We start from the raw sequence: 25,558 nt of genomic DNA, 5'->3' as shown, positions 1-25,558 counted from the left end.
GACGTGGCCTCCTCACGCGTGTCGTTGACTCAGCACGAAGTCGCGCTGAACTTCGAAGAACGGGCTCGGCAGGTCCCACTCCTTCGCCGTAGCCTCGCTGTCGTTCGGCACGTAGTCAATGACGAGCGACGGTTTCGCGCCGAACACCGCGTCAGATTCGACATAGGGGTCACCGGCGGAATACAGCGCGGTCGTGAGCGTTTCGTAGCCAGGCGCCTCGATCAGGAAGTGAACATGAGCGGGCCGCATCGGATGACGTCCGGTCGCCAGCAGCATCTGTCCGACCGGACCATCGGTCGGAATCGGATAGCTGGTGGGCTTGATGGTTCTGAACGCATATTCGCCGTTCGGCCCCGACCGGAATTTGCCGCGCAGATTGCTCTCGGGCTGATCGGGGTCCTGGCCTTCGTACATGCCGTTATTCGCCGTTTCCCACACCTCGATCAGCGCGCCGGCCACCGGCGCACCACGCTCGTCGACGAGGCGGCCGTGAATCAGCGCCGGCTCGCCTTCGGTGCGCGCGATGTTGGCGCCGAACGCTTCGTCCTTTGCGCCTTCGCGATAGAACGGGCCAAGCAGGCTGCTCTCGGTGGTATCGCCTCCGCGCCCGTGGTTGATCGCATCGACCATGATCGACAGGCCAAGGGTGTCCGACAGCAGAATGAACTCCTGGCGGATACCGCTGCACTTGTTGCCGGTCGCGGTCAGGAACTCGATGCCGCGACGCCATTCGTCACCGGTCAGTTCGATCTCGTTGGCAAAGGCATGCAGATGTTTGACCAGCGCGGTCATGATCTGCTTCAGACGGGGATCGGTGCAGCCGGCGAAGGTCTTGAGTACGGTCTGCGTCAGCGGATGGATAGTTGCGTCGTTCATGGTCGACCTCATGCGCGGTGGGGAGCCGACGGCGCATCGACGGAATCGGTCGATGCATCGTGCGGTGAATCTTGCTGTGAAGCTCCTGCGTCCGCAAACACGACGCGCCGCCCCACGGGGAATAATTGCAGACCGTAGCGACGTGACACGAAGCCCCACAGCCCCTGCGGAAAGAACATCGTCACGACGATCGCCAGCGCACCGAGTCCGATCAGATACCAGGTGCCGAAGTCCGACAGGAACTGGTTCAGCAAGAAGAAGATCAGCGCGCCGACAATCGGCCCTTCAAGCGTGCCGAGACCGCCGATCATCACAATAAAAATACCGAACGCGGTCCAGTTCACCGAGAAGGCCGCGTCCGGTGAAATACGCAGGTTGCCGACGAAATAGAGGCCACCGGCCAACGCCGTGCCGCACGCGGACACCAGGTAGACGAGCAGCCGCGCACGCTTCACATCAACGCCCTGGCTGCTGGCTGCCACCGCGTTGTCGCGCATCGCGGTCAAGGCGAGACCGGCTTTGGAGCGCAGGAACAGATACAGCAGCCCGATCGCCGCCGCGACGATGGCCAAAGCAAGCCATAACGTCAGCGATTCGCGCAGCGCACGTGGCACGTCCTGCAATGCGGTGAGGCTGGTGCCGGAGCCGCCGCCAAGCGCCGACACGTTCGCGAACGTCAGCCGGAACACTTCCGCGATCACCCATGTGCCGATGGCGAAGTAACCGCCTTCCAGCCGGAACGCCACCAGCGATACCGGAATTGCCACGACCGTTGCGATCATCGCCGCGATCGGCACCGCAACAAACGGCGAAATACCGCAGTAGTTCGCGAGAATCAGCATCCCGTAGCCGCCGATGCCGAAGAACGCTTGCTGGCCGATCGACACCATGCCGCCATAGCCCGCCAGCAGATTCCACATCAACGCGAACACCAGGTACGACGCGAGCTGCACGAAGTCGCGCATCGCATCGCGCCCGGCCCACCAAGGCGCGCTCGCCACCGCCAGCGCGAGGATCAGCAGCACGATCACCGCCACGCGGCTCGCACGGGTCGCGCGCCGTACTTCGAAGCCCTCTCTGGGCCGGTTCATATGCATCGTCATATCGCGCCTCTATGCGGTTTTGGGCAGCAAACCCTGCGGCCGGGCCACCAGCACGCCGAGAAACACCACGTGGCCGAGCCAGATACCCCAGCCGGGATCGAAGTAAAAGCCCACCTGCTGCGCAATCCCGAGCACCATGCCGCCGACGAAAGTGCCCCAGAACGAGCCCATCCCGCCGATGATCACTGCTTCGAACGCGTACAGCAGCAACGCCGGGCCATCGGTCGGCGACACCGCGGTGCGCATTGAATACAGCGCGGCGGCGACCGCGATCAGCACGAACGCGATACCCATTGCGAGCGCATAGGTACGGCGATAAGAGACACCCATCAGTTGCACGATCTCGCGGTCGTCGGAGGTGGCGCGAAACGCGCGGCCCAGCGGCGTGCGGCCGAACAGCCACTGCATGGCGAAGGCGAGCGCAACGGTCGCCGCCAGCGTGACGAGCGGCAGATAGCCCAACGTCACGCCGCCCGCGAGCGTGATGCTCTGCGACTCGAAGCTGCCCGTTGCGACCGAACGGGGATCGGCGGAAAACACCTGTTGCAGCACGTTCTGGATCACAATCGACAAGCCGAACGTGACGATCAGCGACGGCAACGGATCGCGGCTACTAACCCGGTTGAGGATCGCGTACTGCACCGCATAACCCGCGCCGAATGCGATCACGAGCAGCAGCACCAGCGATATGGCGAGCGGCACATGCGCGTAGGTCGTCAGGGCGAACAGCACGAACGCCAGCAACACGATGAAGTCGCCGTGCGCGGTGTTGGTGAGTCGCATCACGCCGAACACCAGCGACTGGCCCATCGCGAAGAGCCCATACAGTGCGCCGAGCAGAACGCCCTGCACGACGATATTGATGAACGTGTTCATGCGACCGCTCCAAAATAGGCTTGCGTGATCGCTTCGTCCGACACGTCGGCCGAGACACCCGCCAGCGAGACGCGCCCTTCCTGGAAGCAATAGAAACGCGACGACACACGGCGCGCCAGTTGCACGTCCTGCTCGACAACGATTGCGCTCATGCCGTCCGCGACAATCTCGGGCAACGCCGCATAGATCTCGCGCACGATGACTGGCGCGAGGCCGAGCGAGAGTTCGTCGCACATCAGCAGATCGGGGTTGCTCATCAGCGCGCGGCCGATTGCCACCATCTGCTGCTGCCCGCCGGATAACGCAGTCGCCGCTTGATGACGCCGCTCCTGCAACGCCGGAAACAGCTTGTAGACGCTTTGCAGATTCCAGCGCCCCGGCCGTTTGCAAAATGCGCCGAGCAGCAGGTTTTCTTCGACGGACAAGCTCGCGAACAGACGCCGCCCTTCCGGCACCAGCGCAATGCCCTTGCCGACGATGCTGGCCGCCGCCGAGCCGCCGATCGGCTCGCCGCGATACACAATCTGCCCGGCGGCACGCGGACGCAGCAGGGCCGCCACCGATTTCAGGAAGGTCGACTTGCCTGCGCCATTCGAGCCGATCAGTGCGATCACCTCACCGGGCGCGACCGTCACGTCGATGCCGAACAGCGCCTGGAAGTCGCCGTAGAACGCGCTGAGCGCGTGTGTCTCCAGTAATGTCGACATGGTCATGCCTCCAGTCCGAGGTACACGCGCCGCACTTCCAGGTCGTCCATCACGGCGGCCGGCAGGCCCTCAGCGAGCCGTTTGCCGAAGTTGATGACGAGCAGCCGGTCGGCCACCGCGAGCAGCGCATGCACGACGTGTTCGATCCACACGATCGTCACGCCGCGCTCCTTGACGCGTCGAATCTCGTCGACGAGTTCGTGTGTTTCAGGTTCGGTCAGGCCGCCCGCGATCTCGTCGAGCAGCAGCAGTTTCGGCTGCGTGGCCAACGCCCGCGCCAGTTCGAGGCGCTTGCGGTCGAGCAGCCCCAGCGTGCCGGCCAACTGGTTGGCGCGCGCTTTGAGACCGGTGCGTTCGAGCACATCGATACAGACGTCGTACGCGGCGTGCTCGGCCAGTTCACCGCCGAAGGTCGCGCCGACCAGCAGATTCTCGAACACCGTCATGCCGCCGAACGGCCGCGGCACCTGATACGAGCGGCCGATTCCCGCCGCGCACCGGCGATGCGGCGGCAAGTGGTTCACATCCGCGCCGTCGAATTCGACGCTGCCCTGATCGGGCCGTACGTCGCCGCTGACGAGGTTGAATAGCGTAGTTTTGCCGGCACCGTTCGGGCCGAGGATGCCGTAGGTTTCACCGCGTTCGACCGCGAAGCTGATGTCGTCGGTCACCTGCAGCGCGCCATAACGCTTCGACACGCTGGTGAGTCTGAGAACTGGGTTCATCGCCGCTCTCCGTCAGGCATTCACGAGATCAGCTTGAGCGGGCCGGACAGCGGCACGCTCGGCGCGAGCTGGTTGTTGACGATCGCGAGATCGAAGCGATGCTTCTGCCCTTTCACCCATTGCCCGCCTACGAGCGGTGTTTTCGCAACGTTCTTCACCGGCCCGCTGCCCCATGCGACATGGCCGACCAGCGTATCGAGCTTCGTCGAGGCCACGGCGTCGCGGATCGCTTCGTTCGAGTCGACATCTTTCGCGCGCTTTAACGAGTCGACGGCGATTTCGAACAGCGCATGCGCGAAGCCGATCGGCTGCGTCCATTGCTTCGACGTGACGCGCTCGTAGTCGTCCGCAACTTGCCGCGCGCTTTGTCCCGTCAACGACGACTTGAACGGATGCGACGGCGACCACCACACCTCGGTGGAGAGTCCATCGCCGAGATCGCCGAGCGCTTCGATCGAAGTGGGAAACAGCAATGCCTTACCGATCGAAATGACTTTGGGCTTCAGGCCTTGCTGACGTGCCTGAACGAGGAAGTTCTTGGCGTCGGGCGGAATCACGACGCCAGTGACGATCTGCGCGTTCGCCTGCTTGAACGACGAGATCTGCGCGGAGAAGTCCTGCGTCATGCTCTGGAAACGACCCGGGTCCTTCAGCGTGAAACCCTTTTGGGCGAGCACGGGCGGAAAGCCGAGTTTTGCGTCGCCCCATGCGTTGCCGTCGCCATCGTTCGGGAACAGTCCGCCGACACTGTGATTGGTCTGCACCGATTGCCACATGCCTGTGTAGACGGCGATCACGTCCTCCAAGCCCCAGAAGAAGTGATAGGTAAAGCGGAAGCCTTTCTTCGGATCGCCCTTTCTGCCGAAGAACCACGGCTGCCACGGCACCACCGTCGACACGCAAGGCATCTCGTTCAACTCGCACGCATCACTGACTGGATTCGCGGTCTCGGGCGTGCCGGAGACGAGCATGATGTCGACCTTGTCCTTCAGGATCAGATCGTTGGCGACTTCGCCGGCGCGATTCGGGTTCGACTGGCTGTCCTTGACGACAATCGTCACCGGGTACGTTTTGCCGCCAGTCACGATGCCGTTTTTCAGCACCGTCTGCATCTGCTGGATCGTGAAGCGGTCAGCTTCACCGAACGGCGCGAGCGGTCCGGTTTGCGGTGATACATAGCCGATTTTCAGCGTGCGTGGGCTGGCGGCAAAGACGAGCGGCGAGAACGCCGACGTTGACGCGGCGAGCGCGCCGCCTGCGGCGAGTGTGACGAAGCGGCGGCGCTTCGCGTCGAAGGAATGGCTGTCCATGCTTGTCTCCTGAGTTTTTTGTATGAGTGGGGGCGTTCGCGCTAATCCGGTCGTCTGCCTTCGAAAGCAGCTTCCAGCAGCGCACGTAGCGGCGTTCGCTCGACCGGCCGCGGATTCCAGTACGGGTTCTTCAACGCGAGATCGAGCGCGACGTCGAGATCGGTTGCGCTCACACCAATGTCCTTCAATGCGGTGGGGGCGCCGTGATCGCGAGCCAGGTCGAAAACACCCTGGGCGGCATCGCCGGCGTCTAATGCGCGAGCGATGCGCTTCATCGCGTCAGGTGCGGCTTCGCGGTTATAGGCGAGCACGTGTGGCAACACGATCGTGTGCGTCTCCGCGTGCGGCAGATTGAACGTGCCGCCAAGCGTGTGACACAGCTTGTGATGCAACGCCATGCCGACGCTACCGAGCACCGCGCCGCAGAGCCAGGCGCCGTAGAGACAGTCGCCACGTGCGGCGAGATCGCCAGGCTGTTGCATGACGCGAGGCAGACCTTGACCTAACGCACGGATGCCCTCTTCCGCCATCAGCGCGACGATCGGATTCGTGTCCTGCGCGTAGAGCCCTTCGGCCGCATGCGCAATCGCGTTGATGCCGCTCGTGAGCGACAACGCGGCAGGCAGCGATGTGGTCAACGACGGGTCGTAAATCACCGTCTTCGGCAGCACGCGCAGATCACGACCGGTCTTCTTCACGCCGCCCTCGGTGAGGCCGTAAATCGGCGTCATTTCGGAGCCCGCATAAGTGGTCGGAATCGCGACGATCGGCAGCGAGGTTTCGAGCGCGATCGCCTTGCCGAGACCCGTGGTCGAGCCACCGCCTATTGCAATCGCGCAATCGGCGCCGACGCTCGCAGCAAAGTCACGGGCCGCGCGCGCGGTTTCGACCGGCACGTGCATCACCGCTTCGGCGTAGACACCCGCCGCCCGCGCGCCGAGGCTTGCGGCCAACGCTTCGGCTTGCGCACGCTGTTGCGGCGTAGACAGCACGATCGCCCGGGTGGCGCCGAGCAAACCGATCTCACGATCGAGCTGGTCGAGACTGCCCACGCCGAAAATCACACGCGACGGCAGGCCGTTGTAGATGAACGGTTCCATGGCGGGTCAGCGCGGGTAGTAAGGCGGAATCTGCGCATCCACGTTGACCCAGACCGACTTGGGCTGCGTGTATTCGCGCATCGCTTCAAAACCCATTTCGCGGCCATAGCCGCTCGCGCCGACACCACCGAACGGCGATGCGGGACTCACGCGCTTGTAGCAGTTGATCCACACCATGCCGGCGCGAATCTCACGAGCCACCAGGTGTGCGCGCTGCAGGTCGCGTGTCCAGAGGCCCGCGCCGAGGCCGTACTCAGTGCCGTTAGCGATGGCGAGCGCGTCTTCATCGGTGCGGAATGTCGTGACTGTCATGAACGGGCCGAACACCTCCTCCTGCGACACCCGATCCTCCAGCTTCGCTTCGACAATGGTCGGTTCGACGTAGCAACCATTCGCCAGCGCGGCATCGTCCGGCGCCTTGCCGCCTGACAGCACACGACCGCCCTGCTCACGCGCAACGTCGACAAACGAGAGCACGCGGTCGCGATGCTGGCGTGAGGTGAGCGGCCCCATTTCGGTGAGTGGATCGAGTGGATTGCCGATCTTGATCGTGCGGCTAAGCGCGACGAACTTTTCGAGCACTTCATCGGCGATCGATTCATGCACGATCATCCGCGAGCCGGCGATACACGCCTGCCCCTGGTTGTGAAAAATCGCGAACGCGGAGCCTTGCACAACTGCATCGATATTCGCGTCACCGAACACGATGTTCGCGCCCTTGCCGCCGAGTTCGAGCTGCACCTTCTTCAGATTGCCGCTCGACGCCTGCACGATTTTGCGGCCCACTGCCGTGGAACCCGTGAAGGCGACCTTGCTGATCTCCGGATGCTCGGCAATGTACTGGCCGGCCACATGACCCAGGCCCGGCAGAATATTGACGACACCGTCCGGGAAACCCACTTCGGCCATCAGTTCTGCAATGGCGAGACTCGAGAGCGGTGTGAGTTCCGCGGGCTTCATGATTACGCAGTTACCTGCGGCAAGCGCGGGTGCCATCTTCCAGCTCGTGAACATCAGCGGAAAATTCCACGGCACCACCTGCCCGACGATGCCGACCGGCTCGCGTGTCATGTAGTTGAGAAAGCCCTGTTCCACCGGAATCACCGAACCTTCGAACTTGTCGGCCATGCCGCCGAAATAGCGAAACGTGGCCGCGGTGCGCGGCACATCGAGATTGCGTGTGTCGCGAATCGGGTGACCGGTATCGAGCGATTCGAGGCGCGCGAGCGCATCGGCGTTCGCTTCGATCGCGTCAGCGAGTTTGAGCAGCAAGCGCCCCCGCTCCATCGCGGCGAGATTGCTCCACTTCGGAAACGCTGCTTTCGCCGCCGCCACGGCGCGGTCGACATCGGCGGGTCCGGCCATCGCGACTTCGGCAATCACCGAGTTGTCGTGCGGATTGAGGGAGGCGAGCGTTTCGCCGTTTGCAGCCGGCACGAAGCGGCCGCCGATGAAGAGTTGCGTTTGCATGACAGTCCTATGCAAGTAAAACTTTGGACGTGACATTCCCTGCGGCGCCAGCGGTCTGGCGCCGTTCGATCGACGATCGGAGGGAATGTCTGGGTGTTAGATCTGGATCGGGTACGGCGGCAGTTCACCGCTTTCGTAGCGCTTGGGCAGATCGGGCGTGGCGTTTTCCCACACCAGCAGCATCGAACGTTTCTGCGAGTAGCCCTTGTGACGGATGTCGGCCGGCATCGCGGCGATATCGCCCGCGTTCATCGTGATGCGGGCACGCGGCTCGCCGCTGTCCTTGTCACCGACGTCCCAGATGATCTGGTCGGACAGTTGCAGGAACCACTCGACGCGGTCGTTGCCATGGAACACCGGCAGCACGAACTCTTCGGTGGTCGGACAGAACAGGCTTTGCTGGCACACGGAGGTGACCGAGGGATTCCACGTCACGTCTGAGCGCGACAGGTACTTGAAGAGGCTGAACGCATGCAAGGTGTTCTCAAAGCCTGGCTCGGCGTGAATCTCCGGTTCGTCCTGGTCGACGTCGGCGAACTGGCGGTTGATCGGCAAGTCGTCGCGCAGCGGCGAATCGCCTTCGAGGCCCGGCATGCGCTTGGTGGCAATACGCGTGCGCTCGATGGCCGCGATGTTGTCGCCATGTTTCGTACCGAACGCGGAGCCGGTTTCTTCGGGCGCGGCGAACGGATCGAAGCCTTCGTTGACCCAATCCTTCAGGATCGCCTTGAAGGTCGCCATGATGAGCGGCGTATCGAACTGCTGCATATGGTCGACGCCCGCTTCCTTGAAACTCGCGTTATAGGCGCCGGCATACATGTCGACCTTGCCGTAGTGATTGCGCGTGCCGATCACTTCATCGAAATTGACCCAGCCGTAGAAGAAGCCCCACGCAACATCGCGCATCATGGCGCGCAGGAAGTCGTCGGCGTGCATCTGGTGTGAGCGGGTCTGGCCTTTGGCGGGCCATCTGACGGTGGCGAAATAGGCATCGCGGCTGAATTCGAAGTCGCCGAGACGGAACACGCGATAGCCGGTAACCGTATCGGCCTCGCTCGCGGTGACGCTTTGCAGTGTGCTGGTTTTGTCCATGATGGGCTCCAGGAGAGGATCGTTCGTGTAGAGAGAATCAGTGGATGCAGATGTCGGCCCACTTCTCGACCGAATTGCGTCCGAGGATCGTCTGCACGAGCACCACGCCCTTCTTCACCGCTTCGAAGCGGTAAGCCGCGCCCGCGGGCAACAGCGCCTGGTGGCCGCGGCGCAGCCGCACATAACCCATCGACTGGCCCGACGGTTGGCCTTCAAGCCGCACGCTGCCTTCGGTCTGCACGTCGACCAGCGGTCCGTCCGACGGTTTGATGAAATAGACGTCGATCTCGCCGTCGAGTACGACCGCGAATTCATCGTGCGACGCAGCAAACCACGGCGACGAACCTTCCGCGCGCAGCGTTTCGATCACGTACTTGAGATTCTTGCCGACGACGATTTTCTCGTAGGGCGCAGCGCGGCTCGCTACGTCGAACACGTTCGACATCGCGTAATGCTCCGGTTTGCCCTTGATGATTTCGATGGAGCCTTTCCGAAAGTTGTCCAGGCTGCCGAACCAGGTCTGTTGCATGTCTTCCTCCAGTTGATCTACGAATCCACGAATGCGTTGCATGGATCGAAGATTAAGTGGCGGCAGACGCAACAGCAATGATCTGAGGGTCGGGAAACGCGAACCATGGGTGCTGCAAAATCGCGCCAGGGGAACTACCTGGTGGAGAACCCGGAGCGGCCTCCGGTGGCGCTCAGTCTTCGGCTAATTCCTCGCCGACGCTCTTCGTCTCGTCGTCCGGCGGGGCAATGCCCAGCGCCCTGTCCCACTGCGGTTCGCGCAGATAGCGGGCGCGCAGGAAGTCGACGAAAGCCTTGACCTTGGTGGTCGAGCGGTGCGAGGCGGGATAGACCGCCGACAGCCACAGCGGCGGGGCTGCGTACTCCGGCAGCACGCGTTCAAGGCGGTGCTCCAGCAGATCGGCGGCAGCGACCATGGTCGGCAGATAGACGACCCCCGCACCGGCCCGCGCGAACTCGAGCAGCAGGTGCACGCTATTGGTTTTCAGCACCGGATTCAGTGCGATTTCGAAGCACTCGTTGCCGCGCATTAGCGGCCACTTGTCGCCCCATGGATAGTACGAGTAACGAGCGAAATCGTGCCGCAGCAGGTCGAGCGGCGTGTCGATCACCGGCTCTTCCTTCAGATAACCCGGCGCGGCGCACAGCACGCCGCGCACGGGAAACAGCCGCCGCTCCACCAGCAGATTCGACGCCGGCGGATAGATCTGCAACGCCAGATCGAAGCCTTCCTGAACCGGATCGATCACCCGGTCGTTGACAGTCACGACGAACTCGACGCGCGGATACGCGGCGCGGAATTCGATCAGTGTTTGCGAAAAATGGCCGAGCGCGAAGCCCGGCAGCACATGGATATTGAGCGTCCCGGCAAGCGCCTGCGGATCGCCTCGCGAGCGGCCGGACAGATCGTGGACCTTGTTGACCAGTTCGGCGCACTCACGGTAGTACGCCTCGCCGAGTTCCGACAGGCGCACCGCCCGCGTCGAACGATGAAAGAGCGGCACGCCGAAATGGTCTTCGAGTTGCTTGACGCGCGAGGTCACCACCGATTTGGCGACGCCCAGTTGGCGCGCGGCACCGGCGAAGCTTTGCGCTTCCGCCGCCCGCACGAACGCTTCCATCGACATGAATAGGTCCATCGTGTCTCCCTCGGGCACCGTGGCCGGCAGCCTGTCTTGTCAACGCAAGTGTAGTCTGCTTCGGGAGTCTGGACGCGGAAGGGTCGGCGCGCCATCTCGTGCGGACTATCGAGTTTGGTTGCCGACACTTACCGGCGCGAAGGGAGCGTGAAAACGGTGCGAACCGGGCTTTCGGCGTTTCCCCAATGCAGGTTCAGATCCGCGAGCGGCACGGCCTCTGTCGCAATCTGAAGTCCGGCGGGTATGGACGCATTGAGCACTTCTTTTACCGCGTGCAGGAGTCGAGACAACCTGACGCTGCCGATTCCACTGCCCAGCAGGATTATCGCGGTCGCGCGCAGCACGGCCCCCGGCAACACGATATCGGCGCCGCTGACCGAGCCGATCTGGACAAAGCGGACGGGATACGCCTCGGGCGATGCTTTTGCCGCAGCGATCAACAACGACTGTGCGCTGGGTCCCCACAAGTAATCCAGCACGACGTCCACCCCTTCGCGAAAATGCGATTCGAAAGCGCGTCTTAGACTGCTTTCGTCCTGTTCCAGCGAAATCGTGAAATCGGCACCGGCACGCTTGAGCGATTCAAGGCTGGCCGGATTGCGACCGGTTGCGATGACTTTGCCCGCGCCGAGATACTTCGCGATCTGGACAGCAAGTCGTCCGGAGGCGCCCGTTGCACCGTTGACCAGCACCGTCTCGCCCGGCACGAACCTAGCGCGCTCGGTGAGTGCCGCCCAGGACGACATGCCCGGAATCGCAATCGCGGCGGCCGTGACGTCGTCGAGCGCATCGGGCAGCGGTACGCAGTGGGTCTCGGGCACGAGGCTGCGTTCCGCCATCGCGCCGAACGGCGCGTGCGGTGCGAAGAAATAGACACGCTGGCCATCTTCGAGACGTCCCGCCCCATCGACGCCCGCAATGAATGGGAAGACGTGCGACGAGGAGTAATGGGAGCCCGCTGCTCTCGAGCGAGTGACCCGACTTAACGCCGAAGCGGTGACGTCGATCAGATGATGGCCAGTCAGGGCATCGGGGCGATCGAAGTCTTCGTAAACGGGGGGCTGGCCCGCGCCTTTGACGACTGCGGCTTTCATGAAAATTCCTTGAGAATAAAACCGAACCGGGGCGCGAAATCAATGCGTGTCGAGCCACTTGCGCAGCGAAACATCGCGGATCTCGACCACATCGAAGAAGCCGATGGCGCGTAGTGCCGACAATCCCTCGACGATGTCGGCCTCGGCATGCGCGCGCGCCTCATCGCTCGCGCTTTCATCGGTCCAGATACGCGCATTGGCGAGAAAGGCCGCGACGGTGCCCTTGCGAACCATCGTACCGTTGAGGTCAATTTGATCGACGTGATCGGGAAGAATCTGGTCTGCTCGCATTGCACTGCACTCCGGTCGTGATAAGAACGGATTCAGTGTAGTCGTGCAGGAGCGGCCCGTCTCCGGTATAAAGGCCATACCATACGGAGTTTCGGCCATGCCTTCTTACATCATTCGTCCCGATCTCGTGACCTCGCAGGAAGGCCCGTACCTCGCCGCGGCGGAACTGACACAAAGCGAAGCGCGCGAGACGGCGTCACACAGCCATGCGCGCGGGCAGCTCATGGGGGCGCTGAGCGGCCTCGTCTCGATCGGACTCGACAAGCAGCATTGGGTCGTGCCTGCGATACATGCGATGTGGATTCCGCCGCATTGTGTCCATTCCGTGCGTTCGTATGGCCCGTTTTCAGGGTGGAGCGTTTTTATCGCCGAAGAAAAGTGCGCGTCGCTACCTCGGGAGCCTCGTGCAATCAGGACGACCCCCTTGTTGCGCGAAGCCGTGCGACGCGCCGCGACCTGGCCGGGTATCGAACTCGACGAAGCGCAGACGCGCATTGCAGGCGTTATCGTCGATGAACTAGCCGCGGCGAAAGCGGAATCGCTGGGTCTGCCGCGCCCCGAAGATCCAAGACTCGTCCGGATCACGGACGCGTTGGCCAGTGATCTTTCGGATCACCGCCGCTTCGAGCAATGGGCCGCGTGGGCCGGTGTTTCGCCACGTACGCTGAGCCGCCGTTTTGTGGCGGAGACCGGCTTGACGTTCGCGCAATGGCGTCAGCAGGCCCGCCTGCTGCGCGCGCTCGAGCTGGTCGCGGACGGCGTACCTGTGACGACGATTGCGCTTGAACTCGGGTACGACAACGTCAGCGCGTTTATCGACATGTTTCGACGAGTCATGGGGACGACGCCAGGCCGATATGTCACCGCTGAAAGTCCAGACAATAAGACTGCCGTCTGATCCGAAACACGCTGAATGCCATATAACAACCGCCCTCGCCCGCATCGGCATCAGCGTTTCGGCGATGCGGTGCGATAGCGGATTTGAAAGGATGGCGCGATATATTGAGCGGCGTAAGCTATGCACTATCCGCCTCGTCGCCACAGGCGACCCTCCGCTCCGAAATACACGCTCACATGAAGCTTTCACGTCGCGCATTGCTTGGCCGTAGCCTCGCCATTCCGTTGAGCATCAGTCTGTCTCCCTTTATTTCGCCTCGCTCTGCGCTCGCCGCTGCCGCGGCACCTTCTCTGGCCATCGTGATGAATTCCGGTGAGGCCAGCGTCTCGGTTATCGACATGGCGACGCACCAGGTCGTCCGTACGTTGCCCACGCTGCGGGAACCCAGTCACTGGGCACTGTCGCCGGACCGCAGCAAGCTCTATATCGCGGACGCCAGTGGCAACGCGCTGTTCATTGTCGATCCGCGCACGGGTACCGCGCTCGGCCAAAAGGTCATTGCCGATCCGTATCAACTCGGCTTTACGCCGGATCACAAATACCTCGTCGTCAACGCCCTCCGGCTCGACTATGTCGACGTCTATCGCGCCGACGACCTGAGCCTGGCGAAGCGCTTCTCGCCCGGCTCCATGCCGAGCCACCTCGACTTTTCGCCGGATTCGCGCTGGAGCTTCAACTCCATGCAGGGATCGGGCACCCTCGTATCGTTCGACTTGTCCAACATGACGGTACGCTGGAAGTCGAAAGTGGGCGCCACCCCCGCCGGTGTGCTTTGGCACAACGGCAAAGTGCTCGTGTGTGTGATGGGTAGCGATCATGTGGCCGAAGTCGACCCGGTTACCGGCGAGGTACTGCGGCGGATTAAAACCGGCGTCGGACCGCACAACGTGTTTCTCACACCCGATGGCTCGACGCTCTACGTGACCAACCGCATCGGCGGCTCATTGGTGGCGCTCGATCCTGTCACCTTTGCGCTGCGCCGTACCTATCCGTTCCATGCTGCCGGCCCCGACGACATCAACGTCGCGCCGGATGGCAAGCTATGGATCACGCTGCGCTTTCGCGAGCAGGTCGCGGTGCTGGATCCGGCCAGCGGCAACTACGAAACTATTAACGTAGGCCGTTCTCCGCATGGCATCTTCCTGAGCACCGAGCTGACCCGGCACGGCCTGATCACCGCAGAAACCTTGTAAAGCACGTCATGCTTATATTCCTCGACAGGCTGTTTAACGCGCTCGCCGGCGAAATCGATCAGTATCTCGTCTTGCCGGTGCTCTACCATTTCGGCTGGATGCAGTGGGAAGAACTTTCTTTCGACTGGATGCTGATTTGCGTCTACGGGTTCTTCGCGGTCATCGTCACCTACGCGATCTGCTGGCCGCTGGAGGCATTCTTTCCGATCGAAAAGTGGGGAGATCGCAAGGCGGTGGTGGTCGACGCGTTCTATACGATTCTTAACCGCGTCGGCGTGTTGCCGATCGTCAGTTTCCTGCTGTTCTACCAGGCGCAGGTGATCGTGAACGGTTTTGTGGTCAGCCACGGCTATATCCCGCCGACGCTGGAAACGCTCGTGCCGCCGCTGCTCGGGCACCCCTTCATCACTTTCGTCGCGTACGCGCTGATTCTGGATTGCGCGGACTACTGGCGTCATCGTCTGTCGCATGCATTCCGGAGCTGGTACGCGTTGCATGCGCTGCATCACGCGCAACGGCAGATGAGCTTCTGGTCTGACGACCGGAACCATCTGCTGGACGATCTGATTGCCGCGCTCTGGTTCGGCGTCGTCGGCCTCGCGATCGGTATTCCGCCGCTGCAGTTTCCGCTGCTGTTCCTCGTCATGCGCTTTATCGAAAGCCTGAGCCACGCCAACATTAAAATGTCCTTCGGCTGGCTCGGTGACAGATTGATCGTTTCGCCGCGCTTTCACCGGCTGCATCACGGTCTGCGCGCGGCGGGCCGCAATTCCTGCAACTACGGCGCCGTCTTCCCTATCTGGGACATTCTGTTCCGTACCGCGGACTTCTCCGACGAGTATCCGGCCACCGGCGACCGGCGCGCGCCGGAATCGATGGCAAGCGGCGGTTACGTCGCCCAACAACTGGGCGGCTTGCAGTACTTCCTCTCCGAGTTCCGGCAATCATCCAACCGCGCACGTCGCAGTTCCTGACCCCATTCAGGGACGCAGCCACACCTCCGAACGGCGGTGTGGCGCGCTGACTTAGCCTGCCGGCAGTCCCGGGATGTTGACGCCGAAGGTCTGAACCAGCAGAACCAGATTGAGAACAAGGATGATCACCGTCCCGGCGATCGCTGCGATGTCCGTCAACCGGCCGTTGGCGAACTCACCCATGATGTCCCTGCGGCGTGTGAACAGCACCAGGGCCACCATCGGGATCGGCAAGGCGAAGGAAAGCACCACCTGACTGAGCACCAGCGCCTGGGTGGCATTCACCCCGAGGCCGACCACCACAAAGGCCGGGATCATGGTCACGAGGCGCCGCACCCAGATCGGGATCCGGAAGCCGACGAAGCCCTGCATGATCATCTGGCCGGCCATCGTGCCGACAACCGAGCTGGAAATCCCCGAACTGATCAACGAGATGAGGAAGACGGCCGCCGCGCCGGCGCCGAGCAGCGGCGTCAGGATATGGTAGGCCGTCTCGATCTCGGCGACATCGCTGTGGCCGGCATGGAATGCGGCACTCGCCATCATGACCATCGCCATGTTCACGAGGCCGGCGATGGACAGCGCAATGATGACTTCCAGGTTCGAGAAGCGCAGCAAGGCACGGTGCTCGCCCGCGTCGCGTGCCGGCGCCCGGTCTTGTGTGAGGCCGGAATGCAGATAGATCGCGTGGGGCATGACGGTGGCGCCCACAATGCCCACGGAGATCGTCAGCGCTTCGCCATTCGGTATTGCAGGCAGGACCGAGTGCAGCGCGGCCTGCCCCCACGAAACCGGTGCGATGAACATCTCGACCAGATAACACAGGGCAATCACGGCAACGAGCGCGCCGATGATGATTTCGATGGGCCGGAAGCCGCCCTTTTCAAAGACCAGAATGCCGTAAGTCACCACGGCGGTCACTGCCATGCCCGCCATCAACGGCATTTTAAAAAGCAGCGCGAGGCCGATTGCCCCGCCCAGGAATTCTGCCAGGTCAGTCGCCATCGCGGCGACTTCGCTCACCCCCCACATCACGTAGACGGCTTTTTTCGGAAACTGCTCCCGGCACATTTCGGCCAGATTGCGGCCCGTAATGATGCCGAGCTTGGCAGAAAGCGCCTGAAACAGCATCGCGATCAGGTTGGCCATCAGCACGACCCACAGCAGCGTATAGCCGAACCGTGAACCCGCCTGGATATTGGTCGCGAAATTGCCCGGGTCCATGTAGGCAATGGAGGCGATCACAGCGGGTCCCGCGAACAGCAGCGCCGAGCGAAGCCCAGGCCGCTTGCCGGCCAATACGTCGCGAATCGCAACCGTCGTGCGATCGGTGAGGCTACGTCGGTTGGTCAAGCTGGGCATGCACATCTCCGATCACCGTGCATTTCGCGTGATACAAGTATCGCCAGCAAGGAAGAAGCCTGAATGACGCGAGATAATGCGAATCGCGTAAGGTCCAAAACTTCACTCCTTGTCTACTGCAGCAATCGACAGGATTCCGGTCTCAGTATATAAGCGAATCAGGCATAGCTTCGTCACGCCGAAAAGAGAAACTGACGCAGTCGCGCCGCAATGCCCGTTTTGAAAGCGTGGGTATTTCAAACGGGTAGTCAGACCGCTTTTGTCATCGTTTTCACACTAGCGCACCCCGAGCGGGCTAGAGGCTCAACATAAAGTCCGGCCGCACCGGGCAAATCAAAACTGGACGACCACCAGCAATGAGCACCGTATTGAACGAAGACTCGCACCACACCGCCGCACCGCCAAGCCGCTTGTGGTCGCCGCCGGAGCCACCGGCGCTCGCACCCGGCATCGTGCACAGCAGTTTCAGCGTGCAAGGCAACGCCCGGCAAAGCTTCCTCGCCTGGCAGGAGCGCATGAGTCCTGTCTACGACATCCAGCCTCCGTCAAAGCGGGCTGACGATACGTTCGACGCATCGCTGTCCCGTTACACGATCGACAATCTGAGCCTCTTCGACTTCCGCACCGCGCCCAACCTGGCCGTACGGTCGTTGGGGCGGGTGTCGACCGAGAGCGTTCGCGACCTCACCTTCAGCGTGTACCTCGATGGGCCACCGGGGCAGTTCCTGGGCGGCAAGCCAAAGCCCGACGCACCGCCCATACCGCACGTGCCCAGTATCCTCGCGCTGGACATGGACCAGCCGTGCACAGTCCGCAGTTTTCACTCCCGGATACTGCTTCTTTTTGTGCCGCGAGTGCTGGTGGAAAAGTCGTTCCCTGATGCCGCCTCGCTGCATGGCCGCTGGGTTCACGCCACCACCCCGTTGACACGCTTACTGATCGAGCACCTGGTGGCGCTCAACCGACAAATCGTCGGGCTGGGCAAGCCGGAAGCGCGTCAGTCCTTTCTCGCCACGGTAGAGCTACTGGTCGCCGCTTTCGGCCGTCATGCGGGGCTTTCCGGCAACGGTCGCGCAGCGGTGCGTGCGGCGGTCTATGGACAGGTGCGCCGGTATGTCGAGGCCCATCTGCACGATCCGGATTTGTCGCCTGACAGCGTGCTGGCATCGCTGCATCTTTCGCGCGCCAGCGTGTACCGCATATTCGAGCATGAAGGCGGCCTCGCCGCCTATATCCGCAACCGCAGGCTGCGAATGGCGGCTGACGAACTGGTGCGCTATCCGCAACTGGAGGTCCAGGACATCGCCTCGGGGTTGGGTTTCAATGATGCGTCGACCTTTACGCGTGCATTCCGCCGTGCCTTCGACATCGCGCCACGGGATTTGCACGCGTACGCACCACTGCTCCAGCGCGAACACGCACGACGGGAGCGCTTTGCCTAGCTAGCGGGAGATCTTCTCCAGCTCGATACCCTTGGTTCGCGGCCCCATCAAACCGATCGCGAGCATCACGATCAACATCGCGCCGGCGATGAACACAAACACGCCAGTGGTGCCGAAGTGCTTCAACACCGCTGCAATCAGAAACGCCGTGAAGATCGCGGAAAACCGGCTCCACGAATAGACAAAACCCACCGCGCGCGCACGAATGCTGGTCGGAAAAAGCTCGGTCTGGTAGGCGTGGAAGCTATAGGAAATGATATTGCCCGCCAGCGTCAAACACACGCCGAGGCTCACCAGTAGTACCGCGCCCGCCGCCTGACTGAACCACAGCCCGCACACGATATTCACGGCCGCCATCACCACGATCACCGTCTTGCGCTCGAAGCGGTCGCCGATAAAAAGGCCGATCACCGGACCGATTGGCGCGGCCAGTGCGATCACGCTCGAGTACATCAGGCTCGTGGTAATCGTGATGCCCTGCTTGATCAGCAGCGTCGGCACCCAGTTCGCAAAGCCATAGAAGCCGACCGTCTGGAAAATATTGAAGATCGTCATCATCACCGTGCGGCTGCGGTACGGCGGTATCCACATATCGCGGAAGCTGCCGCGCGGCGCGACCGGCACCGGTGGCGCGGGCGGCGGCAACTCACGGCCATATTCGCTGCGCACTTTCGCCTCGAGTTCGCTCATCACGCGATCGGCTTCGACGAGACGTCCTTGCTGCGCGAGCCAACGCGGGCTTTCCGGCAACGCGCGCCGGATCCACCAGACAAACAGCGCACCGTGCGCGCCGATCAGCACCACCCAGCGCCAACCGTCGAGCCCAAGCAGCGTGCGCGGCACCAGCAGATAAGAGAGAAACGCGACCACCGGCACCGCCGTAAAGCCGACGGCCTGTTCGCATGCAAAAGCGCGCCCGCGAATCTGCTTGGGTACCAGCTCGGAGATATACGTGCCGATCGTCACCAGCTCGACGCCGATGCCGATCCCCGCCACGAAGCGCCAGAAGTTCAAACCCGTTGCCGTGTCCTGAAAGGCCATCACGACGTTGGCCGCCGTGTACCACAGCAGCGAATACGTGAACACGGCGCGGCGGCCGAAGCGATCCGCCAGAAAGCCGCATGCGATCGTGCCGACGAACAGCCCGCTGAACAGCGCGGCGATGAAACTCGCGACACCGGTTGAGCCGAACAGGCCGTGCGTCGTCGCGGTCAGCAGGCCACTTTTGACGAGGCCCGGCGCGACATAGCCCGAGTACAGCAGGTCGTAGAGTTCGAAGAAGAAGCCGAGGCTCAGCAGCACTACCAGCTTCCAGATGGACCGCGTGGCGGGCAGGCGGTCGAGGCGCGCGGAGATACTGCCCGCGTCGAGAGTAACGGACGCTGTGGACGCCGCGGCAGTCGCGGTTGCGGAAGACGCTGCGCCGCCGGCGCTGCGCGCGACGGACCCGGCGTGATCGGGGGATGCCATATTGTTTGTCTCCTGGTGATACTTATCATGCTGGCGATGCACGATGATGCTCGCCGGGCCCGGTCTTGTGCCGGTCTTTCGTATTATCGCGTCTCACGCGTACCACGATGCCGGACCTCAAGGTCCGGCCAGCATTCTAGCCGCGTGCGCGCTTCAATTGTTCGAAGGTGGTGATTTTTCCGGCCAGCGCACTCGCTGCAACGGTGTACGGGCTGGCGAGCCAGACATTGCCCGGGCCCGAACGGCCGGGGAAGTTGCGATTGATCGCGCTGATCGTCACCTCGTTCGCATCGGCCGACTGCCCCGGTCCGCAATTCGCGCACGACCCGCAGCCGGGCATCACGAGCGTCACGCCCGCGCGTTCGAAAACCGGCAGATAGCCCTGGCGCTCGCAATACGCGCGGACCGCCATGGTGCCGAATTGCAGGAAGAGACGCGTGCCCTCCGGCACATGCATGCCCTGCTCCACGCCCCAGCGCAATACCTCGTGATAGAAATCGAAGTCTTCGCGCTTGCCCGCCGTACATGAGCCGCCATACGCGATATCGATCGCGACGTCCTGTTCCAGTTGCGGCGCCGGCACACCGTTGCCCGGATCGCCTGGACGCGCGAGCATCGGTTCGATGGCGGTAGCGTCGATACGGATCGTGTCGCGATACGTCGCGCCCGGATCGCTTTTCATCCAGTTTTCAAGGGTGAAATCGACGCCGCGGCGCTCCTTCAGAAAGGCCACTGTGCGTTCGTCCGGTTCCACGATGCCCGTGAAGCCGCCCAACTCGGCAACCATATTGGTCAGTGTCGCGCGCTCGTCGATCGACATCGCGCGCACGGCCGCGCCGCCGTATTCGAACACGAGGCCGATCGCGCCGCCCGAACGGATCGCGTCCATCTGCAACAGATGCAGCACGACGTCCTTCGCCGTTACGCCGTCGCGCAAGGTGCCGTCGATTTCGACGCGCAAGGTCTCCGGCACTTTGCAGCGCACGTAGCCCGTCACCCAGCTATTGGCGATATCCGTTGCGCCCGCACCGAATGCGAGGCAGCCCAGCGCGCCCGACTGCGGCGTATGGGAATCGGTGCCGCACGCAACCTGCCCCGGCAACGCGTACTGCTCGGCCATCAGCGCATGACAGATGCCTTCGGAACCCGGCGAGTTGTCGAGGGCGCCGTGCGAGCGTACCGGATAGTCGCGCGAAAACGACGTGTGCCCTTCCATCAGATTGGCGACACCAGGCAGCAATCCGTCGCGGACATGCGGAATACTTTGCGAGGCGAGCACCAGGTGGTCCTGGAACGCGATGATGTGATCCGGCGCATGCAGCGGCGCGGGTTTGCCGAACGCGCGATGTATCAGATGCGCGCACATGCCGGTGAAGTAGTCGTGGCTGAAGCGCCAGTCGGCGGCGATGAACACACCGTCGCCGCGCTGGGCGCTTTCAACGCCCGGGTGAAGATGACGCGCGATGATCTTCTCGACGAGCGTCTTCGGCTCGGTGGCGTCTGCGGCGTTTGCAGCGTTGCCGACGTTCGCCGTGTTTGCCGTCTCCCGCACGCGCGGCGCGGGCCAGTCCGCAAACTTGCTGTACGCAAGCAATCCGCCGCTGCGAATGATCTGCTGGGTGAGCGTATCGCGCCCCCTGAGAAACTCGTCGATCGGCACCGCCTCTCCCGCGACCAAACGATCGAGTACGGAGAAATCCGTGGTCGTCAGGATGCCGATGTTGTCGCAATTCTGCTGGTAGATACGCTCGAAACTCTCGGCGACGATCAAACGGATGCCCGCCGACAACTCCGCCAACGGGCTCGATTCGCGCGAAGAACCCTTGCCGTAACGCTTGCCCGCCACGGTCACCTGGAAGCCGCCGTCCTTGATCGTATGGCGGCCGATCGGCATGCGCTCGCCCGCCTTGAAGCCGACGTACGGATACTGGCCGAGGCGCTCGTCATAGGTGAGCATGACGGTGACCGGTGTGATCTCGTCGGTGGAGACGTTATCGCGCAGCGCACCTGCGGTGGCGCGCGTGAAATTTTCGCCGGCAAGTTGGGCCTCGATCACCGCGGGGTCCTGGGACAGGTACAGCACGCGGCCGCCCAAACGAATCGTGTCGCTCATGTGCAATCTCCTTGCACTCACTATACGGCGCGCGTTCGCGATGCCGAAGTGCCGGTCTAGCAACGCAGACGTCTCGTTTGGCGATGATTGGCGCCGGGCGCTCACCGCATTCCGCATTCAACCATCCGCATTCCACAGAAATTTATGCACCCGCTCAGTTGACATTGATTCTCATTTACAATAAATTTGTAAGGCTTTCGTTACCTTCATTTATCCATTTCACATACACAGTCCGCACATCGATGCGAACTGCCAGCCAGGTGCTTCTCGTCACCCAGCCAGCTAAACGGGCTTGTCTGATCGGGAGAACCACACGTGCATCACCTCAATACAGCGCGACGTCCGCTGTGCACCATGCTGTCCGGCGTTTTTGGCGTTGTCGGTCTATGGACCGCGCAGCCCGCTCACGCCGCAGATATCACGCAGCCTCAGGACGGCGCCGCGCCGCAGATGGCGCAAGCCTCACCGCTCGCCCAATCGGCTCAATCGCCCCGGGCACCGCTGCAACTCGCGTCGGCGCGATCGCTTGATCCGGTCACTGTCACCGCCACACGCACGGCTTCGGCCCAGAGCCGCACAGCCGCATCGGTTTCAGTCATCACCGCCGAGGACCTCGAAGAGCAGCAGGCCGAGAACATCAAGGACGCCCTGCGCTACGAGCCGGGTGTTACGGTGCGCCGCGCGCCCTACCGGCCTTCCTCGGCAGCCATGGGCGGCGGCCGCGACAACGATTCGAGCATCAACATCCGTGGCCTTGAAGGCAATCGGATTCTGATGATGGAAGACGGTATCCGCCTGCCCTATTCGTTCACCTTCGGCCCGCTCGAAGCGGGTCGCGGCGACTACGCGGATATCGGCACGCTCAAACGCATCGAGATTCTGCGCGGGCCGGCCTCGGCGCTCTACGGCAGCGACGGGCTGACCGGCGCGGTGAACTTCCTGACTAAAGACCCGCAGGATCTGCTCGACATCTACAACAAGCCCATGTATTTCTCGTTGCGCCCAAGCTACGACTCGACCGATCGCAGCTTCGGCGCGACGGTGCAGGCAGCCGGCGGCAACGACATGATCCAGGGCATGCTGATCGCCGATGGCCGGCGCGGGCATGAAGTGGATAACCAGGGGACCAATAACTCCGCCAGCACAAAACGCACGACGGCGAATCCGCAGGACACCTACTCCGAAACGCTGCTCGGCAAGCTCGTCGTCAAGCCGACCGCGCACGACACCTTCAAATTCACCGCCGAAACCGTCCGCCAGCGGATCGATACGAACGTGCTGTCGGCCATCAATCCGCCCACCACACTCGGACTGACCGGCGCGGACAAACTCGAACGCAACCGTTATAGCGGCGACTACGACTTCAACAACGACGCTGCCCGCTTTTTCCAGACCGCACATGTTCAGGTGTACTACCAGGATGCGTGGCAGGATCAAAACTCGTACGAAACACGCGGCTCCTCCGCTTCACGCACCCGCCTCAGCACGTATGGCGAGCGTGTCTTCGGCGGGTCGGCGTTTGCGGAGAGCAACTTCCGCACGGGGATTCTCGCGCACAAGCTGCTGTATGGCGGTGACGGCAGTCTCGATCGTGTGACGGCGCTGCGCGACGGCACCGTGCCGGGCGTAGGTGAAGCTGCGTTCCCGAACAAACCGTTCCCCGACACCGACTACCGCCTGCTCGGCGCGTTCATCCAGGATCAGATCAGCTACGGCGCCTTGACCGTGACACCGGGCTTGCGCTTCGATACCTACGATCTGAGCGCGAAAACCGGCGATCCGCAGTATCTCGGCAAGCCGGTTTCGTCGAGCGACAACGCGTTGTCGCCGCGTCTGGCGGTGCTGTACGAAGTGTCGCCCGCGCTGATTCCGTACGCGCAATATGCGCATGGCTTCCGGGCACCGTCGCCGGACCAGGTGAACAACAGCTTTACCAATCCGCTCTATGGCTACACCTCGATCGGCAATCCGAACCTGAAACCGGAAACCAGCGACACCATCGAAGCCGGTTTGCGCGGCAAGCTCGGCACCGGACTCGGACCGCTGCGCTACAGCGCGGCAGTGTTCGCCGGCCGCTACCGCGACTTCATCTCGCAGCAAACCGTGGGCGGCAGCGGACGCCCCAACGATCCGCTGGTGTTCCAGTACGTCAACTATGCAAAGGCCTACATTCACGGCCTCGAAGGACGCGCGGAATGGGCGCTGCCGCACGGCTTCTCGCTCAAGACCGCGATGGCTTTCACCAAGGGCAGTCTCGACAACGACAATGCCGCCAGCCAGCCGCTGGATTCGATCACCCCGTTCTCGGCGGTGTTCGGCATTCGCTACGAACCGAGCGAGCGCTGGTTCGCGCAAGCCGATCTGCTGTTCCAGGCAGCCAAGAAATCGAGCGACATCACGCCGAAGAGCTGTTCTTCGCAAACCTGTTTCGCACCGGCTTCGTCGTTCGTGGTCGATCTGCGCGGCGGCTATCGCTTCAACAAACATGTAGTCGCCTATCTCGGCGTGTTCAATCTGTTCGACCGCAAGTACTGGAACTGGTCGGACGTGCGCGGCATTGCCGATTCGTCGCCGGTCAAGGACGCTTATACCGCGCCCGGCCGCAACGTGTCGGTCAGCATGAAGATGGATTTCTGATGCCGCCCATCCGTATCGCGTTCTCCTCTTTCAACCCGCCATCCGGCAAAGCGAGGTCCCCATCATGCTGAATTCCGCTCGTGACGATGCAGCTTCATTGAATCAGTTGCGTCATGATTTTCTCAATCTCAAGACCGCGCAGAAGCTGCGCAACCGGGAAGCCGCGCATGCGCTCGGGATTAGCGAAGGCGAGGCGCTCGCTGCGTTTGTCGGGGCCCACGTTGTGCGTCTCGAGGCGCGTTTTGTCGAACTGTTCGAACAGATGCCGCAACTGGGCGCGGTCATGGCCCTCACGCGCAATGAGGCCGCCGTGCATGAAAAAGACGGCACCTACGAGGATATGAGCCACGACGGCACGATCGGTCTCGTGCTCGGCAGCGCGATCGATCTGCGCGTGTTCTATCACGCGTGGGCCTCGGGCTTTGCCCTGCGTGAAGAAACCGCGCACGGCGTGCAGAAGAGCCTGCAATTCTTCGACGCGCAAGGTCATGCCGTGCATAAGGTTTTTCTGCGCGAACATAGCAATCACGCGGCCTTCGATGCGTTCGTGGAACGTTGGCAAATGCGCGATCAGACGCCAGGGCTCAAGCTCGGCGAACCCTTCACGCCGCCCGCACAAAACCTGGACGGCGATATCGACGTACCCGCCTTTCAGGCGGAGTGGCATGCGATGACTGACACCCATCAATTTTTCGACCTCCTTCGCAAGTTCGGCCTCGCGCGCACCCAGGCCCTGCGACTCGCCGAACGCCGCTACGCGTATCCGGTCGCCAACGACGCGCTGCACGGCCTGCTCGAACGCGCCGCCGACAGCGCACTGCCGATCATGGTGTTCGTCGGCAATCGCGGCATGATCCAGATCCATACCGGCCCCGTCAAAAACATCCGCCTGATGGGACCGTGGGTCAACGTGCTCGACCCGGGCTTCAATCTGCATCTGCGCGGCGACCTGATTGCGAGCGGATGGGTCGTGCGCAAGCCGACCAGCGACGGCATCGTCACCTCGCTCGAACTGTTCGACGCCAGCGGCGAGAGCATCGCGATGCTGTTCGGCGCGCGCAAACCCGGCACACCTGAACTCGACGGGTGGCGCGAACTGATCGCCGGCATTGCACCACTCGAAGACGGAGCGGCAACGTGAGCGGCGGCCGTATCAGC

22 protein-coding genes are annotated in these 25,558 nt (G+C 62.5%); 6 read left to right on the top strand and 16 right to left on the bottom strand.

Features of this window, described 5'->3' with window-relative positions; translation table 11 throughout:
- Window positions 1–12 precede the first annotated feature (12 nt).
- The 13 genes from PQQ96_RS02955 to PQQ96_RS02895 all read right to left on the bottom strand — a co-directional run bounded on the left by PQQ96_RS02955 (window position 13) and on the right by PQQ96_RS02895 (window position 12,311).
- Entirely contained in the window at window positions 13–876 is an 864-nt protein-coding gene (locus PQQ96_RS02955) for an intradiol ring-cleavage dioxygenase (RefSeq protein ID WP_408288523.1), read from the bottom strand.
- Between the two features lie 8 nt (window positions 877–884).
- Window positions 885–1,979 (bottom strand): branched-chain amino acid ABC transporter permease, encoded by a 1,095-nt coding sequence (locus PQQ96_RS02950; RefSeq protein ID WP_408288521.1) that lies wholly within the window; start codon window positions 1,977–1,979, stop codon window positions 885–887.
- A gap of 9 nt (window positions 1,980–1,988) precedes the next feature.
- Window positions 1,989–2,855: a branched-chain amino acid ABC transporter permease gene (locus PQQ96_RS02945; protein ID WP_408288518.1), complete on the bottom strand. Its 867-nt coding sequence runs from the start codon at window positions 2,853–2,855 to the stop codon at window positions 1,989–1,991.
- Complete coding sequence (locus PQQ96_RS02940) at window positions 2,852–3,562, bottom strand: ABC transporter ATP-binding protein (RefSeq protein WP_408288516.1); 711 nt, start codon at window positions 3,560–3,562, stop codon at window positions 2,852–2,854. Before PQQ96_RS02940 ends, PQQ96_RS02945 begins: the two co-directional genes overlap by 4 nt.
- 2 nt (window positions 3,563–3,564) lie before the next feature.
- Complete coding sequence (locus PQQ96_RS02935) at window positions 3,565–4,287, bottom strand: ABC transporter ATP-binding protein (RefSeq protein ID WP_408288513.1); 723 nt, start codon at window positions 4,285–4,287, stop codon at window positions 3,565–3,567.
- 20 nt (window positions 4,288–4,307) lie between these two features.
- Window positions 4,308–5,597, bottom strand: coding sequence for an ABC transporter substrate-binding protein (locus PQQ96_RS02930; RefSeq protein ID WP_408288510.1), 1,290 nt, complete (start codon window positions 5,595–5,597; stop codon window positions 4,308–4,310).
- A 41-nt stretch (window positions 5,598–5,638) separates the two neighbouring features.
- A complete protein-coding gene (locus tag PQQ96_RS02925) occupies window positions 5,639–6,697 on the bottom strand; it encodes a maleylacetate reductase (RefSeq protein WP_408288507.1) in 1,059 nt (352 codons plus the stop codon).
- Window positions 6,698–6,703: 6 nt separating this feature from the next.
- Entirely contained in the window at window positions 6,704–8,167 is a 1,464-nt protein-coding gene (locus tag PQQ96_RS02920; protein ID WP_408288504.1) for an aldehyde dehydrogenase family protein, read from the bottom strand.
- A gap of 96 nt (window positions 8,168–8,263) precedes the next feature.
- Entirely contained in the window at window positions 8,264–9,259 is a 996-nt protein-coding gene (locus tag PQQ96_RS02915) for a hydroxyquinol 1,2-dioxygenase (protein ID WP_408288502.1), read from the bottom strand.
- A 37-nt stretch (window positions 9,260–9,296) separates the two neighbouring features.
- Window positions 9,297–9,788 carry a cupin domain-containing protein gene (locus PQQ96_RS02910; protein ID WP_408288499.1) on the bottom strand — a complete coding sequence of 164 codons (492 nt, stop codon included), beginning with the start codon at window positions 9,786–9,788 and terminating at the stop codon, window positions 9,297–9,299.
- 172 nt (window positions 9,789–9,960) lie between these two features.
- Window positions 9,961–10,926 carry a LysR family transcriptional regulator gene (locus PQQ96_RS02905; RefSeq protein ID WP_408288496.1) on the bottom strand — a complete coding sequence of 322 codons (966 nt, stop codon included), beginning with the start codon at window positions 10,924–10,926 and terminating at the stop codon, window positions 9,961–9,963.
- A gap of 128 nt (window positions 10,927–11,054) precedes the next feature.
- Window positions 11,055–12,020 carry a quinone oxidoreductase family protein gene (locus PQQ96_RS02900; RefSeq protein WP_408288493.1) on the bottom strand — a complete coding sequence of 322 codons (966 nt, stop codon included), beginning with the start codon at window positions 12,018–12,020 and terminating at the stop codon, window positions 11,055–11,057.
- Between the two features lie 39 nt (window positions 12,021–12,059).
- A complete protein-coding gene (locus PQQ96_RS02895) occupies window positions 12,060–12,311 on the bottom strand; it encodes a hypothetical protein (protein ID WP_408288491.1) in 252 nt (83 codons plus the stop codon).
- A gap of 97 nt (window positions 12,312–12,408) precedes the next feature.
- Here PQQ96_RS02895 and PQQ96_RS02890 point away from each other — a divergent pair, with 97 nt between their 5' ends.
- The 3 genes from PQQ96_RS02890 (at window position 12,409) to PQQ96_RS02880 (ending at window position 15,376) form a co-directional block, all read left to right on the top strand.
- On the top strand, window positions 12,409–13,209 hold the full coding sequence (locus tag PQQ96_RS02890) for an AraC family transcriptional regulator (RefSeq protein ID WP_408288488.1): 801 nt from the start codon (window positions 12,409–12,411) through the stop codon (window positions 13,207–13,209).
- A 176-nt stretch (window positions 13,210–13,385) separates the two neighbouring features.
- Window positions 13,386–14,402 carry a YncE family protein gene (locus tag PQQ96_RS02885; protein ID WP_408288486.1) on the top strand — a complete coding sequence of 339 codons (1,017 nt, stop codon included), beginning with the start codon at window positions 13,386–13,388 and terminating at the stop codon, window positions 14,400–14,402.
- A gap of 8 nt (window positions 14,403–14,410) precedes the next feature.
- Window positions 14,411–15,376 carry a sterol desaturase family protein gene (locus tag PQQ96_RS02880; protein WP_408288483.1) on the top strand — a complete coding sequence of 322 codons (966 nt, stop codon included), beginning with the start codon at window positions 14,411–14,413 and terminating at the stop codon, window positions 15,374–15,376.
- 51 nt (window positions 15,377–15,427) lie between these two features.
- Here the strand turns inward: PQQ96_RS02880 and PQQ96_RS02875 are convergent, their stop codons facing one another.
- Window positions 15,428–16,738: an Nramp family divalent metal transporter gene (locus PQQ96_RS02875; protein WP_408288480.1), complete on the bottom strand. Its 1,311-nt coding sequence runs from the start codon at window positions 16,736–16,738 to the stop codon at window positions 15,428–15,430.
- A 470-nt stretch (window positions 16,739–17,208) separates the two neighbouring features.
- Here PQQ96_RS02875 and PQQ96_RS02870 point away from each other — a divergent pair, with 470 nt between their 5' ends.
- Window positions 17,209–18,180, top strand: coding sequence for a helix-turn-helix domain-containing protein (locus PQQ96_RS02870; RefSeq protein ID WP_408288477.1), 972 nt, complete (start codon window positions 17,209–17,211; stop codon window positions 18,178–18,180).
- Here the strand turns inward: PQQ96_RS02870 and PQQ96_RS02865 are convergent, their stop codons facing one another.
- Both PQQ96_RS02865 and PQQ96_RS02860 read right to left on the bottom strand, forming a co-directional pair.
- Window positions 18,181–19,650 carry an MFS transporter gene (locus PQQ96_RS02865; RefSeq protein ID WP_408288474.1) on the bottom strand — a complete coding sequence of 490 codons (1,470 nt, stop codon included), beginning with the start codon at window positions 19,648–19,650 and terminating at the stop codon, window positions 18,181–18,183.
- A gap of 136 nt (window positions 19,651–19,786) precedes the next feature.
- Window positions 19,787–21,763, bottom strand: a complete 1,977-nt coding sequence (locus PQQ96_RS02860; protein WP_408288471.1) for an aconitase family protein — start codon at window positions 21,761–21,763, stop codon at window positions 19,787–19,789.
- 354 nt (window positions 21,764–22,117) lie between these two features.
- Here PQQ96_RS02860 and PQQ96_RS02855 point away from each other — a divergent pair, with 354 nt between their 5' ends.
- Complete coding sequence (locus tag PQQ96_RS02855; RefSeq protein ID WP_408288620.1) at window positions 22,118–24,400, top strand: TonB-dependent hemoglobin/transferrin/lactoferrin family receptor; 2,283 nt, start codon at window positions 22,118–22,120, stop codon at window positions 24,398–24,400.
- 64 nt (window positions 24,401–24,464) lie between these two features.
- The gene (locus PQQ96_RS02850) at window positions 24,465–25,541 is read left to right on the top strand and encodes a hemin-degrading factor (RefSeq protein ID WP_408288468.1); all 1,077 of its coding nucleotides are present in this window, start codon (window positions 24,465–24,467) and stop codon (window positions 25,539–25,541) included.
- The last annotated feature ends 17 nt before the right edge of the window (window positions 25,542–25,558 follow it).

This window comes from Paraburkholderia sediminicola, assembly GCF_046027825.1.
Taxonomy (GTDB): Bacteria; Pseudomonadota; Gammaproteobacteria; order Burkholderiales; family Burkholderiaceae; genus Paraburkholderia; species Paraburkholderia sediminicola_D.
This window is presented reverse-complemented; position numbering and strand designations above follow the sequence as displayed.

Excerpts from the sequence above, each read along its gene's own strand:
- PQQ96_RS02955 (WP_408288523.1), bottom strand. The coding sequence starts at position 876 with ATGAACGACGCAACTATCCATCCGCTGACGCAGACCGTACTCAAGACC.
- PQQ96_RS02950 (WP_408288521.1), bottom strand. The coding sequence starts at position 1,979 with ATGACGATGCATATGAACCGGCCCAGAGAGGGCTTCGAAGTACGGCGC.
- PQQ96_RS02945 (WP_408288518.1), bottom strand. The coding sequence starts at position 2,855 with ATGAACACGTTCATCAATATCGTCGTGCAGGGCGTTCTGCTCGGCGCA.
- PQQ96_RS02940 (WP_408288516.1), bottom strand. The coding sequence starts at position 3,562 with ATGTCGACATTACTGGAGACACACGCGCTCAGCGCGTTCTACGGCGAC.
- PQQ96_RS02935 (WP_408288513.1), bottom strand. The coding sequence starts at position 4,287 with ATGAACCCAGTTCTCAGACTCACCAGCGTGTCGAAGCGTTATGGCGCG.
- PQQ96_RS02930 (WP_408288510.1), bottom strand. The coding sequence starts at position 5,597 with ATGGACAGCCATTCCTTCGACGCGAAGCGCCGCCGCTTCGTCACACTC.
- PQQ96_RS02925 (WP_408288507.1), bottom strand. The coding sequence starts at position 6,697 with ATGGAACCGTTCATCTACAACGGCCTGCCGTCGCGTGTGATTTTCGGC.
- PQQ96_RS02920 (WP_408288504.1), bottom strand. The coding sequence starts at position 8,167 with ATGCAAACGCAACTCTTCATCGGCGGCCGCTTCGTGCCGGCTGCAAAC.
- PQQ96_RS02915 (WP_408288502.1), bottom strand. The coding sequence starts at position 9,259 with ATGGACAAAACCAGCACACTGCAAAGCGTCACCGCGAGCGAGGCCGAT.
- PQQ96_RS02910 (WP_408288499.1), bottom strand. The coding sequence starts at position 9,788 with ATGCAACAGACCTGGTTCGGCAGCCTGGACAACTTTCGGAAAGGCTCC.
- PQQ96_RS02905 (WP_408288496.1), bottom strand. The coding sequence starts at position 10,926 with ATGGACCTATTCATGTCGATGGAAGCGTTCGTGCGGGCGGCGGAAGCG.
- PQQ96_RS02900 (WP_408288493.1), bottom strand. The coding sequence starts at position 12,020 with ATGAAAGCCGCAGTCGTCAAAGGCGCGGGCCAGCCCCCCGTTTACGAA.
- PQQ96_RS02895 (WP_408288491.1), bottom strand. The coding sequence starts at position 12,311 with ATGCGAGCAGACCAGATTCTTCCCGATCACGTCGATCAAATTGACCTC.
- PQQ96_RS02890 (WP_408288488.1), top strand. The coding sequence starts at position 12,409 with ATGCCTTCTTACATCATTCGTCCCGATCTCGTGACCTCGCAGGAAGGC.
- PQQ96_RS02885 (WP_408288486.1), top strand. The coding sequence starts at position 13,386 with ATGAAGCTTTCACGTCGCGCATTGCTTGGCCGTAGCCTCGCCATTCCG.
- PQQ96_RS02880 (WP_408288483.1), top strand. The coding sequence starts at position 14,411 with ATGCTTATATTCCTCGACAGGCTGTTTAACGCGCTCGCCGGCGAAATC.
- PQQ96_RS02875 (WP_408288480.1), bottom strand. The coding sequence starts at position 16,738 with ATGCCCAGCTTGACCAACCGACGTAGCCTCACCGATCGCACGACGGTT.
- PQQ96_RS02865 (WP_408288474.1), bottom strand. The coding sequence starts at position 19,650 with ATGGCATCCCCCGATCACGCCGGGTCCGTCGCGCGCAGCGCCGGCGGC.
- PQQ96_RS02860 (WP_408288471.1), bottom strand. The coding sequence starts at position 21,763 with ATGAGCGACACGATTCGTTTGGGCGGCCGCGTGCTGTACCTGTCCCAG.
- PQQ96_RS02855 (WP_408288620.1), top strand. The coding sequence starts at position 22,118 with ATGCTGTCCGGCGTTTTTGGCGTTGTCGGTCTATGGACCGCGCAGCCC.
- PQQ96_RS02850 (WP_408288468.1), top strand. The coding sequence starts at position 24,465 with ATGCTGAATTCCGCTCGTGACGATGCAGCTTCATTGAATCAGTTGCGT.